Genomic DNA, 11,180 nt, shown 5'->3' with positions numbered 1-11,180 from the left:
CACCGCGCGGGGGCGGAGTCCGCGGGGGCGGCGGCGGTGAGGGCGGCCTCCAGCCCCGCGGCGGTGAGCGTCTCCAGCTCCGTGGAGGTGGGCGTCTCCGTCCCGCCGGACTCGAAGACGCGGTGGGCGCGGGCCCACTTGTCGTAGCGGGTGCCGCAGCGGGCGCAGGCGTGGGCGTGGCGCAAGAGCCGCGAGGATTCGGGGGCGGACAGCTCCCCCAGGGACCAGCGCGTCAGCCCCGCGTCCACATGTCGTTCGTACCACTTCATGGGAGGCTCCCGAATGGGATGGCGCACAGCAGGGCCAGGGTGGCCAGCAGGGCGCCTAGCTGCAGGCGCCCCGGTGCGACGTCACTGTCCAACCAGCCCGAGTCCTTCAGGTGTTCGGTGAACTGCAACCGCAGGCGGCGCTCGCGCACCCGCACCTCGCCGCGGGTGAGCTTCAGCTGGTCGGCGGCGGACTCCTGGGACAGGCCGTCCATGAAGCGCAGCTGCGCCAGGGCGCGCCCCTCGGCGGGCAGGGCCTCCAGGAAGCGGCGCACGATGGAGCGGACCTCGGCGCCCAGGGCCTCTTCCTCGGGGCTCTGGCCCTCGGTGGGGGCGTGGACGAGCTCCGGTGCGTCATCCAGCGGGATGGCCTCGCGGGCCACGCGGCCGGAGGCGCGCATCAGGTCAATGGCGGTGGAGCGGGCGACGGTGAGCAGGAAGCCCAGGTAGGGGCGCACGCCGTCGTAGGCCTGGCGCATGTGGGGGCGGAAGGCCCGCACGAACGTCTCCTGGTGGGCGGCGTCCAGGTCCAGGGGCGTGAGCGCGACGGAGCGCGTCCCGGTCTCCGAGTGCACGGAGAAGCGCCGGGACAGGTAGCGGAGCACTTCGGGCGAATAGGTGCGGTAGACCTGGGTGAGCACGGCGGTGTCACCCCGGCGGAAGGCCTCCAAGACTGACCGCTCTGTTCCTGGCAGCACGCGGAAGGCTCCGTCCCAGGGCCCGGCCGGACCCCTTCTGAAATGAGATACGAAATGACCTGGAAATTCCGGTCGTCGCCACACGCACGGCCCGCGTTTTCTTGAGCCCGGGCCCTGGGGCGTTGCGATTCGGGGTGTAGGCCCGCGGAGCCAGCGGCCGCGGGTGCGAATCCTGCATCGGGCGTTGGGGGGCACGGAAGCGGGGGGCGGCTGACACGAAATCGACCAAGCCAGATCCGCTTGTGGAATCAGGAGGCTCGCCGGAGCATGTGCGCTCCGCATGGCCACGAAGACCTCCAAGACGAAGCGCGCCGCGAAGCCCATCGCCACCAAGGCGATGGGGCTCGCCGTGCCGCGTGAAAGGCAGGCGGTCGTCGACAGCGGCGACGCGCGCTTCGCCGAGGTCATCGCGCTCATCGAGAAGGCCCGCACCCGCGGGTACCAGGCGGTGAACACGGTCCTCGTCGAGCACTACTGGGAGCTCGGCGCATACATCAGCCGCAAGCTCGAGGCCGCCGAGTGGGGCGACGGCGTCGTCGAAGACCTCGCCGCCGAGCTCGCGAGGCGTTACCCCGGCGCTCGGGGCTACACGCGCCGAAACCTCTTCCGGATGCGCCAGTTTTTCGAGGCGTACCGGTCGCACAAGAAAGTGTCACCGCTGGTGACACAATTGCCATGGACCCATCACCTCATCATCCTGAGCGAGGCGAAGCCCGTCCAGACGCGCGAATTCTACATCCTCGCTTCCATCAAGGAGCGCTGGTCGAAGCGGGAACTGGAACGGCAGATCCGCTCGGGAGCTGTGCTGCGCGAAGCGAAGGCCGCGAAGAAAGTCTCGCCAGCGGTGACACAATTTCACCCGACGGCGATCGACGAGTTCAAGAACGCCTACAACATGGAGTTTCTGGGCCTCGCCGCCGAGCATTCCGAGGCTGACCTCCACGGCGCGCTCCTTCGGAACCTTGGCCGCTTCCTCACTGAGCTGGGTCGTGACTTCTGCTTCGTCGGCTCGCAGTACCCGGTGCAGGTCGGTAACCAGGACTTTGAGATCGACCTCGTGTTCTTCCATCGCGGGCTGCAGTGCCTCGTCGCCTTCGAGCTGAAAGTCGACAAGTTCAAGCCCGCCGACCTGGGCCAACTCTCGTTCTATGTCGAGACGCTCGACCGCGACGTGAAGAAGCCGCACGAGCGGCCCTCTATTGGCGTGCTGCTCTGCGCATCGAAGGACGACGAGGTCGTCGAGTACGCGCTCGCGCGCACGACGTCGCCCACGCTCGTCGCCGAGTACCAGACGATGCTGCCGCCGAAGGAACTGCTCCGCGCGAAGCTCCACGAGCTGTACTCGCAGCTCGCGCTGGACAAGGAGCCCGCGTGCCTGGGAGCGTCAAAGGCCAGCTTCGCCGAAACCTGAACGGTTCTGCGTCCTTGATCCTCCCCGTGCGCCGGCGCAGGGCAACCGGCCGCCAGCGGCCAGTCCTGAAAGATCAGCGGATGCGATCCGTTGACCCGGTCTGTGACACCTGTTGAATCGCGCGGAGGGGTCCGCTCAAACCGGGCCACTGGGCGCGTCCATCGCTTCGCCCGTTCACCACCCGGGAGGGAAGTGGCAACCCGGCTACGACGTCGGTTGGGTCCCCAATAATGGGCACGCGGCGATACAGCATGCTCGCCGCGACCCTGGTAGGTCACGTCTACGGGAACGCGTCCACCACCGTGTAGCCCGCGCTCCGGGGAAGGAGCGCGGCACCGGGCTTGGAGCCCGACTCCTTCGGCCAGAAGCCATCCTCGTTCCCGAGCACGAGGCAGACAGGATAGGTGCGGCCGTCAGGCGTCTCCGCTCGCGTGTAGCGGCCCATGACATGTTCCCCTCCTGTCCACAGCCGTCCGTAGAGCAGGGTGCCCTCCGGAAGACCGCCGTGTTTTTCCTTCTGGACGCTGACGATGTCTCCGTCATGCACGACGAGTGATTCGGCATCCGGACGGAAGGGGTAGCGGATGTCGACCGTGATGGCTGCCTTCGCATCCCGCCGCAGCTTCAACGCCTTCATCGCCTCCAGCGCTTCCGTGGGACAGCGCTGGGGCTTGGGCACCACCTGCGCACCCGCGCAAGCAATGAGGGTTGTCGCCGCACCGACAGCGAACGTGCAGCCGCGTGACAGCAAACGTCCGCGGACAGGTGGGTCCTGCTTCAAGGGAATGCTCATGGCGTCCTTCTCCGGCGGGAGCGGCGCGGGGGAAGGAGGGGCCGCTCCGGACGCGGCAGCTTGGTCGGGCGCTGGCGCCCGCGCCACGGGAGGCATGGAAGGGCGGACGGGCGCATCGCCGTCGGACCTTGAAAAGAGTCCCAAGTCCCATCCCATACAGGCCATGGCCACCACACATGCGAATGCGACGGCCCCCTGACGCCACAGGGCCCGCAGCGTCTGTCGGCGGCGCACCGTGCTCGCGGCGAGGATGTCCTGCGCCTCCACCTGGGCGACATGGCGGGGAAACCGGCGCCGCAACTCGCGTGCTTCGCGAAGGCGTCGGAGCCGATCCATGCGTTGAAGCCGTGCGTGCTGGAGCGGCACCTCCTGACCGGGAGCCACCGGCCCCACCATCCTGGGCGCCTCCTGCGTCGTGCGTGAGGACTCAGAGGGAGGTGTGGCCCAGTCGAACAGGGGCAGGTCCCAGGTTGCATCCGCATGGGCCAGGAGTTGATGCAGTTCGGAGGCCAGGGCGGAGGCGCTCGGAGGCCGTGCTTCGGGCGCGAACGCGAGCAGGCGGGTGACGAGTGACGCCAGCGCCTCCGGCACCAGCGGGTTGGGCCATGCGCGTTCGGGTCCTTCCCCCTCCAGCGCGAGCGCCGGATAGCTGTCGGTCAGCAATCGATGGAAGGTGACGCCCAGGGCGTACAACTCATCCGTCACGCCGTAGCGAGGACATTCCCGCGACGGCATCGCCATCCGCCAGCGGTAGAGCTGGGGACTCAAGTAGTGAGCCGTGCCAGGAGGCAGCTGGCCTGTTCCGGTCAGGGGCTTCGCTTCGGGATGCCAGCCCGCGCCCCAGTCCAGCAGGGTGAGCCGTCCGCCGGGCTGGACGTGGAGGTTGTCGCCTTTGACGTCGCGGTGCAGGACACCGCGCTGGTGCGCGAAGGCCAGGATTTCCGCGGCCTGGATGAGCAATGCGCCCACCTCGCGGGCCGTGGGGTTGCGCGCGCGGGCCCAGGCATAGAGCGATTCGCCGTCCACGTGCTCCATCACCAGGAACGGATGGTTCCCGGAGCCCGGCCGCCATGCCCCGGCCTCCACGAAGCGAGGTACTCCCGGATGCCGAAGGCGGGACAGCACCTCCGCTTCGCGTGAGAACCAGGGACTGTCGGGCTGTCGCGCCAGCTTCAGGGCATACCGCCTGCCACGAGGACGGCGCTTCGTATGAACGACGTAGACCGTTCCGTATCCGCCTGACGCCACACGCTGGAGGACGCGCCAGGGACCGATGGATGTGCCCGGAGGAAGCGCATCCACCATCAGCAGCAACGAAGGCCGGGCAGGTCCATGGGCCTTCTGCGCGGGCTGCGTGGCGGCGTGAGGAGGCTCAGGCTCACCGGGCGTTGCCTCGTGCGTGCTCATGGCGTCACCTGTTCCCAGCGGACGCCGCGTTCCCCCTTCGCGTCCAGCAACTCCAGGGTGACTTGCGTGCCAGCGGGCAGGTCGGGAAGCGCGTGCCATTCCACCACCACGGTGGCTTGCTCCCCAGGCGCCAGCTGCTTCACCTGCATGAGCAGGGGCAACTCAAGGGCCGGCGGTGCGTTGGGCCCGCGCGGTGTCAGCCGGGCGAAGCCCGGTATCCAAGGGGCGCTCCCCACGGCGTTGATCAGCAAGGTCGACAAGGCACGGGTGTGCTCCGTGCGGTAGAGCACAGGAGGGCTTTCGGCGGTCATGCCCGTACTGATGGGATGCTCCCGGAGATACTCCACGGAGACACCTCGCGGGGTGACATCCCCCATCAACACCGCGCCGCCCAGACCACGCAGCGCGCACTGCGCCCGCAGCGTCGCGAGCCCCGCCTCGGTGACCGCGCACCGGGCCCGCAGGTCCGCGAGCTCCTTCCCCAGGTCCTGCGCGGTGCGCCCCTGCCGGAACACCTCCACCTGTGAATCCACCTCCGCCTCCACGGTCGTGAGCACGAACCCCACCCGCGCGGGAGCCCCAGACCCCGCGAAGCGCACGGTGAGCACCGGCTCCTTCCCAGCGGGGACGTCCATGGACGCCTTGAGCACGAGGACGTCCTCATGCACCGCCACGCGGGAGAAGTAGGGCGCGAGCACGCTCCGGTCCACGGACTCCGGAACGATGGGCGCATCGAAGGTGACGGTGGTCACCTCCTGGGCGGCGACATGCAGCGCGAGCAGCACCGGAGGCTCCTCCGCGCGCAGCGTGAGCTGCCGGGCCTTGCGCTCCCGCACCGTGGGAGTCCGGGACTGCGCCACCGCCGTGGTGCCCATCAGGACCGTGAGCACCAGGGGAATGACCGAAGCGGACAGCGACATCACGGGTCACCTCCATCCTTCAAACCTAACAGATAGGGGTGACACGCATGGGAGTCCACGGGCCTGGGAAGCCCGGATGCCGCTGCAAGGAGAAGGAAAAGCCAGCCTACCTCAAGCGTCCCTGGGAGAAATCCCTACTCAGCGGTCGTCTACGACCGCCGCCCCGTCTTCCGGGCGAAGTACGCGCGGTTGAACGTCCCAAGTCCCCACAGGCGCGGGTCGTCCGGGGACTCCGCCTTCGCCAGGGACTCGTCGCTCTGTTCCCCGAGCCAGCGGATGAACTCGTCGCGAGACGCGAAGGTCTGCTTCGCCTGGGCGTCCCCCTGGCTGTACCGGAGCCCATGCGCGTACGTGCCGTCCCCGGAGCGCCACAGCGCGCGGGACACGCCGTCGCGCGGATCCACGGTGATGGACAGGTCCGCCCCCGCATCCATCAACTCCGCCACCCGCTGCGCCAGCGCGCGTCCGTAGTGCCGTGAATCGAAGTGGGCCTGCTCCCGAGCGTCCTGCTGTCGCTGGGCTTCATCCATGCACCGGATGCGCGGGGGGCCCTCCGTCTCGCAGACGATGGACAGCGCGATGTCCCCCAGCCCGGGCGCCGACGCGTGATACCGCCGCATCAGCTCCTGGACCTGGGCGCGAGGTGCCTCCGGCAGAGAACCGAACGTCAGCGCGCCGTCCGGCGCCGTGAAGATCAACGTGTCGTCATGAAGCGTTCCCCTGTGCTTCAACGACGCGGACAGCTCGATGCGGGTCAGCCCACGGGCCTTGAGTTCGGCACGCAGCCAGCGGACGACGTCGGAGTCTTCGGTCAGCAGGGAGGACATGGCTTGGGCCGGGACTCTCGCACGGCGTGCCCTGCCATGGACCGCTTCGAAAGACTGACATTCCTGTCGCGCTTCAGGGCCATTCCCACACTCCGCTCTCCTCGAAGCTCGGGGCGCCCGCATCAGGGAGCCCCTGGCCGCGAGCTTGCAGTGCGTGGCGCCGCCAACTCCCACCGCCGTCACATGACGGCCCTTCTCCCTGGACGACATGACTGCTCGACACTTCATCGCATCGCTGGTTCTGGCCTCCTGCCTGGGTGCACTGCCGGCGGCGGCGCAGGAGCCCTCGAACTCCGGGCTCGCGCTGGGCGTGCGCGGCGCCTTTGGCATTCCGGTGGGCGACGCCGGCACGGACCTCTCGCTGAAAGACACGTTCGGCAGCACCGTGGCGCCGCAGGTGGACGTCTCCTACTTCTTCAACCGGCAGCTCTCGCTGGGCGCCTATTTCCAGTACGGCATCGGCTCCGGTCCCGGTGACGAGTGCTCGGATGGAGTGGACTGCAAGAGCAAGGTCCTGCGCTTCGGCATCGACCTGGACTACCACTTCCGGCCGCGGCTTCGTCTCGCCCTGGGTGGGCGTGGGCGTGGGCTATGAGATCGGCTCGCTGGAAGTGGGCGAAGGGGCGGGGAACTCCTGGCTCAAGCTCGAGGGCTATGACCTGGGCCACGCCCACTTTGGCGTGGACCTCCAGCTCACCCGCTCCATCGCGGTGGGGCCCTACATCTCCGCGTCCGTGGGGCAGTACAACAAGGGCACGGTCCGTCTGGGCAATGCCGCGGAAATCAGCGACGACCTCACCGACGACGCGAAGCAGCTCCACGTCTGGATCCAGCCGGGCGTGCGTGTGCAGTTCCGGCTGTAGTCATCACCGCGAAGCCCTCACGTCTCCGGCGAAGGAGGCGTGGGGGCGGGCAGGGGATAGAGGACGCGGTAGTCGATGCGGTGGTGGTAGGCCGCCAGATACGGCGCCCCCGCGATGTCGATGACCACCTGCTGGGGCGGCGTGGGCTGCTGGTTCATCCACGCCTCCGCCTCCGCCTTCGTGGCGAAGGACAGGCCCGAAGGAGGGAGCCTCTGGTCCGCTACTTCCTGGAGGTAATGCTCCAGGATGGGAGGCATGAAGACCAGGTGGGTTCGCCCCGTGGTTGGAACGAACATGGCGGAGTAGTAGTCGTCTCCAATCAGCACGCGCGCCTGATCGACTGGAGGCTTCCGCGCGTTCATGGCGGCTTCCGCTTCTTCTCGGGTCTTGAACCGGCCGATGACCAACGGAGGCGCGGAGGCATCCTGGCTTTGGAGGTACGCTTCCAGTTCGGTGCCTTGCCCGGTGCCCAGGATGAAGTAGATGGCATCCATCGCGAAGTGGAGCGCCTGCTTTTCCTTCTCGGAGGTGCTTTCCGAGTAGCGCCGTCCCAGCATCTCCAGCTTGTCGAAGAAGTGCATCAGGGTGTGCTCTCCACCAGGTGCGGCGCTGGGGGCAGGGATGACGTCGTGAGAAGTAATGCAGGCGCGAGCACGATGAGCCCCGCGCCCGCTGAAACGACGACGAACGCGACCCCCGCGATGACCACCACGCTCCCCACCAGGATGGCGCGCTGGTTGCGCCGGGCCCATTCGGAGACCGCATCGCAGTCCCGCACGGAGCGCGCGGTCCGCACGATGCGCCGGCCCTCGGGCGCCCTCACGTAGCTGGCGAGGTCGAACGCCCCCGCCGGCCGCCACTCCTGGGTGAAGCTCCCATCCGGGGCCTCCCGCAGGAGCAGCACCCGGCGGGGAAGCTCCTCCTGCGAGGGCGGAGCCACCGCCACGCGGTTCGCTCCACAGGCCGCGAGCCACACACTCAACGCCACGGCCGTGACGCTCCTCCCCAGGTGAATCCAGACGTGCATCCGTCCACCCAAGCAGAACCCCAGGTGGAAGTCATGTCACCGCGAACCGCTCAGAACGCGCTGCCGTTCGCGCGGTAGCCCGGGGTCGACGCGTAGAGGTAGCCCCCCACGTTGTAGCAGAGGTCCCAGCTCCCCGTGGCGCTCCTGTCCGGGGAGCGGTTGAACGAATAGCCAGACGTCACAGGCGTGCTGGCGCTCTGGTACGAGTGGCTGTCCTGCACCGTGCCGTCCGCGCGCACCAGGTACACCGCGTCGCCGGCGCCTCCCTGGTTCACACCCCGGTCGAATCGCAGCCCGTAGCCGTTGTTGTTGGCGTACGTCGCGTACGTCGCCCCCACCGGCACCGCGGACGCCCCCGAGTACACCACGTAGGCCTTGCCCGCCGGCAGCACCGTGCCCGACACGAACGTGTGCCGCGCCACCTCCAGGCCCGAGTACGACTTCGCGTCGTGGATCTTCCAGCCGCTCAGGTCCACCGACCCTGGACCCGCGTTGTAGATCTCCACGAACTGCTGGTCGTAATCCGGCGTCCCCGCCGCCCCGTTGAACGGCTGCGCCAGGTACTCGTTGATGAACACCGTCTGCGTCGGCCGCGTCATCGTGAACGCTCCGTCGCTCACGTCCGCCACGTCCGCGCGCGCCGCGTCCGCCACCCGCACCCGCGCGGCCGTGGAGGACTCGCTCGGCACCGTCCACGTGTAGCGCCCGGTGGACGCCGCCACGTTGGATGCCAACGCGCGCCACACCGTCCCGTCCAGCGTGTACGTGAGGTTCACCTGCGACACGTTGCTCGACGTCCAGGTGATGTTGAACGTCTGGCCCGCCTGCAGCGTCTCACCGCCGTTGGGCGCCGTGACCTTCACGCTGCCCGCCTGCGCGACCGAGCCGAAGTTGAACTGGCTGAAGACGGGGTAGTGGTCCGACGTGGTGCTCTTGTAGCTGACGACGGCGGGCTTGAGCACCTTCGTGGTGTTCGCCACGTAGTAGGCCGCCAGCTCGTTCGTCACCAGCTGGTGGTCGATGAACTGGCTGTTGCTCACCGTCGAGCGCTCACCGGACTCCGACAGCGGCTGGGTGAGGAACTTGTACCGCGCGGCATCATTCACCAGGTTCAGGTACGGCGACTCGTACGGCGTGTAGATGGACGCGTCCACGTCGTCGTTCCAGTCGCCCAGCACCATCACGTTCTGCGTCGGCAGGTTCGTGTCCAGGTAGTCCTTGAGGCACACCGCCGCGCCCTGGCGCCGCGCGTACGAGTCCGCGTCCGCGTACGCCTTCATGTGCAGCACCATCACCGTCAGGTCCACCTTCGCGCCGCCGCGGATCACCTTCAGGTCCACGCGCAGGGGCGGCCGGTAGGCGAAGTCCGACGCGCACTCCGTCAGCACGACGTTCGAGTTCACCAGCTCCACCGCGTCCGTCTTGTAGAGCAGGCCCACCTTCTGGTCCGTCGTGCCGTAGGGCCACTCGCTGGCGAGCAGGCCGCTGTAGCCGGAGAGCCCCGCCTTCAGCGAGTTGAACGCGTCCACGCCGACGATCTCCGCCACGCCCATCACGTCCGGCCCCGCGTCCGCGATGACCGCCGTCGCGTTGGCCAGCTGCAGCGCCTCGTCCGTCGGGCCCTCGGCGGTGGAGCCGAACCACTCGATGTTCCAGTTGCCCACCTTCAAGCCCACCGCCGTCGGCTGCGTCCCGCCGTCCGTGCCACCGTCCGTCTTCGTCCCGCCGTCCGTGATGGGCCCCCCGTCGGGCAGCTCCCCCGACTGGGTTTGCACGGGCAACTGGATGACCGCCTCCGCGTGCGCGCCGTTGGCGTCCTCCACCCGCAGCGTGAACTCATACAGTCCCGGACCCTGCGGCGTGCCGCTCAGCACCCCGTCCTCCGTCAGGTCCAGTCCGTCCGGAATCGCCCCGTGCGGCTGCGACCAGGTCAAAGGCGGCGCCCCACCCGTGGCGCTGAAGGTGAAGGTGTAGGCGCTCCCCTCTTTCACGACCGGCAGCGGCGAGCCCGTGGTGATGGCCGGCGCCTGCCACACGCGCAGCGCATAGGCCCGCGTGTGCTGGGCGCCCTTCGCGTCGCGCACCCCCACCGTCATCGTCCACTCGCCGGGCGTCGTCGCGGGGCCCACCAGCCGCCCGGTGTCTCCGTAGAAGGAGAAGCCCGGCGGCACCTGGTCCACCGAATACGTCAGCGGCGCCGCACCGCCCGTCGCGGTGAAGACCTTTTCGAAGGCCGCGCCCACCGTGGCCGCCGGCAGCGTCACCTGGGGCAGCACCAGCCCCGCCGACCCCGGCTCCTCCGAACCACATGCGGCCAAGGTGACGAGGGAGGTGACGAGGACGAGCGACGCGAGCGCTCGGAGGGACCGGGACGACATAAAGGAACGCTCCAGCACCGGGCCCGCCCCAACGCGGCCTTCCCGGAAGAGGGCACGCACCTTAACGTGTCTGGCAGCCGACTGTCGCCCGCCCCCCCACTTGCACCCCGGCGGAGCGCCTGACGCACTGCCACACGGCAATGGATGGCGCGGTCCGCCGTCCTTCACGGACAGCGCGGAAGGCTTTGCGCCCGGTCCGCACGTGCAGTTGGATGGGTTCGAGCAGACGGAGGAGACGCGTCATGGCCGAGAAGTGGGACAGGCAGTTGATGGACTTCCTCAAGCGCACCGGCGAAGACCTCAAGCGCACCACGGACGACCTCCGCGGCGAGGCCGAGCGCCTCCTCAAGGAGGTGAAGGACCCGGAGAAGCAGGCCAAGGTGAAGGAGGGCCTGGTGCAGCTGCGCACCTGGGCCGCCGCCACCACCAAGACGGCCGCGGACAAGATTGAAACCGCCGTGCGCCGCGTGGAGACCTCCGTCGAGGAGGCCTTCAAGCCCGGCTCCAGCGCCAGCCCCGCCTCCACCCCTCCGTCCGGCGAGGCCGCCAGGGCCCCCAAGGCCGCCCCGGCGCAGGAGGCCGCCCCCAGC

The 11,180-nt window shown here is 68.8% G+C and carries 11 protein-coding genes and 1 pseudogene; 4 read left to right on the top strand and 8 right to left on the bottom strand.

Annotation, left to right across the window (positions count from 1 at the left end):
• Together ACLEQD_RS26375 and ACLEQD_RS26370 are read right to left on the bottom strand one after the other, a co-directional pair.
• Positions 1 to 269 (bottom strand): annotated as a pseudogene (locus ACLEQD_RS26375) (hypothetical protein); the annotation flags it as partial.
• On the bottom strand, positions 266 to 937 hold the full coding sequence (locus tag ACLEQD_RS26370) for an RNA polymerase sigma factor (protein ID WP_338277894.1): 672 nt from the start codon (positions 935 to 937) through the stop codon (positions 266 to 268). The pseudogene ACLEQD_RS26375 and the gene ACLEQD_RS26370, both read right to left, overlap by 4 nt.
• A 307-nt stretch (positions 938 to 1,244) precedes the next feature.
• On the opposite strand from ACLEQD_RS26370, the gene ACLEQD_RS26365 reads away from it, so the two are divergent.
• Positions 1,245 to 2,375 carry a PDDEXK nuclease domain-containing protein gene (locus ACLEQD_RS26365; RefSeq protein WP_410387722.1) on the top strand — a complete coding sequence of 377 codons (1,131 nt, stop codon included), beginning with the start codon at positions 1,245 to 1,247 and terminating at the stop codon, positions 2,373 to 2,375.
• 280 nt (positions 2,376 to 2,655) lie between these two features.
• Here ACLEQD_RS26365 and ACLEQD_RS26360 read toward each other — a convergent pair whose 3' ends face one another.
• The 3 genes from ACLEQD_RS26360 to ACLEQD_RS26350 form a co-directional block, all read right to left on the bottom strand.
• Positions 2,656 to 4,473: a serine/threonine protein kinase gene (locus ACLEQD_RS26360; protein ID WP_410387724.1), complete on the bottom strand. Its 1,818-nt coding sequence runs from the start codon at positions 4,471 to 4,473 to the stop codon at positions 2,656 to 2,658.
• Between the two features lie 98 nt (positions 4,474 to 4,571).
• Positions 4,572 to 5,495 carry a DUF2381 family protein gene (locus tag ACLEQD_RS26355; protein ID WP_410387723.1) on the bottom strand — a complete coding sequence of 308 codons (924 nt, stop codon included), beginning with the start codon at positions 5,493 to 5,495 and terminating at the stop codon, positions 4,572 to 4,574.
• 149 nt (positions 5,496 to 5,644) lie between these two features.
• The gene (locus ACLEQD_RS26350) at positions 5,645 to 6,322 is read right to left on the bottom strand and encodes a hypothetical protein (RefSeq protein WP_410387721.1); all 678 of its coding nucleotides are present in this window, start codon (positions 6,320 to 6,322) and stop codon (positions 5,645 to 5,647) included.
• A gap of 208 nt (positions 6,323 to 6,530) precedes the next feature.
• Here ACLEQD_RS26350 and ACLEQD_RS26345 point away from each other — a divergent pair, with 208 nt between their 5' ends.
• Positions 6,531 to 6,917 (top strand): hypothetical protein, encoded by a 387-nt coding sequence (locus tag ACLEQD_RS26345; RefSeq protein WP_410387720.1) that lies wholly within the window; start codon positions 6,531 to 6,533, stop codon positions 6,915 to 6,917.
• A complete protein-coding gene (locus ACLEQD_RS26340) occupies positions 6,907 to 7,185 on the top strand; it encodes a hypothetical protein (RefSeq protein WP_410387719.1) in 279 nt (92 codons plus the stop codon). Before ACLEQD_RS26345 ends, ACLEQD_RS26340 begins: the two co-directional genes overlap by 11 nt.
• 17 nt (positions 7,186 to 7,202) lie before the next feature.
• Here the strand turns inward: ACLEQD_RS26340 and ACLEQD_RS26335 are convergent, their stop codons facing one another.
• From ACLEQD_RS26335 to ACLEQD_RS26325, 3 genes are all read right to left on the bottom strand, one after another.
• On the bottom strand, positions 7,203 to 7,766 hold the full coding sequence (locus ACLEQD_RS26335) for a head protein (RefSeq protein ID WP_410387718.1): 564 nt from the start codon (positions 7,764 to 7,766) through the stop codon (positions 7,203 to 7,205).
• Entirely contained in the window at positions 7,766 to 8,173 is a 408-nt protein-coding gene (locus tag ACLEQD_RS26330; protein WP_410387717.1) for a hypothetical protein, read from the bottom strand. Before ACLEQD_RS26330 ends, ACLEQD_RS26335 begins: the two co-directional genes overlap by 1 nt.
• 89 nt (positions 8,174 to 8,262) lie before the next feature.
• Positions 8,263 to 10,590 (bottom strand): lamin tail domain-containing protein, encoded by a 2,328-nt coding sequence (locus ACLEQD_RS26325; RefSeq protein ID WP_410387716.1) that lies wholly within the window; start codon positions 10,588 to 10,590, stop codon positions 8,263 to 8,265.
• 242 nt (positions 10,591 to 10,832) lie between these two features.
• On the opposite strand from ACLEQD_RS26325, the gene ACLEQD_RS26320 reads away from it, so the two are divergent.
• The coding region (locus ACLEQD_RS26320; protein ID WP_410387715.1) for a transcriptional regulator at positions 10,833 to 11,180 on the top strand (348 nt) is incomplete at its 3' end.

The sequence above is a fragment of the Corallococcus sp. 4LFB genome (genome assembly GCF_046520365.1).
GTDB lineage: Bacteria > Myxococcota > Myxococcia > Myxococcales > Myxococcaceae > Corallococcus > Corallococcus caeni.
The sequence above is the reverse complement of the archived record's forward strand: the minus strand, read 5'-3'. Positions and strand labels throughout refer to the sequence as shown.

Bases quoted from the DNA above. Each gene is read 5' to 3' on its own strand.
- ACLEQD_RS26345 (WP_410387720.1), top strand. From the start codon at position 6,531: ATGACTGCTCGACACTTCATCGCATCGCTGGTTCTGGCCTCCTGCCTG.
- ACLEQD_RS26325 (WP_410387716.1), bottom strand. From the start codon at position 10,590: ATGTCGTCCCGGTCCCTCCGAGCGCTCGCGTCGCTCGTCCTCGTCACC.
- ACLEQD_RS26365 (WP_410387722.1), top strand. From the start codon at position 1,245: ATGGCCACGAAGACCTCCAAGACGAAGCGCGCCGCGAAGCCCATCGCC.
- ACLEQD_RS26350 (WP_410387721.1), bottom strand. From the start codon at position 6,322: ATGTCCTCCCTGCTGACCGAAGACTCCGACGTCGTCCGCTGGCTGCGT.
- ACLEQD_RS26335 (WP_410387718.1), bottom strand. From the start codon at position 7,766: ATGCACTTCTTCGACAAGCTGGAGATGCTGGGACGGCGCTACTCGGAA.
- ACLEQD_RS26355 (WP_410387723.1), bottom strand. From the start codon at position 5,495: ATGTCGCTGTCCGCTTCGGTCATTCCCCTGGTGCTCACGGTCCTGATG.
- ACLEQD_RS26360 (WP_410387724.1), bottom strand. From the start codon at position 4,473: ATGGTGGATGCGCTTCCTCCGGGCACATCCATCGGTCCCTGGCGCGTC.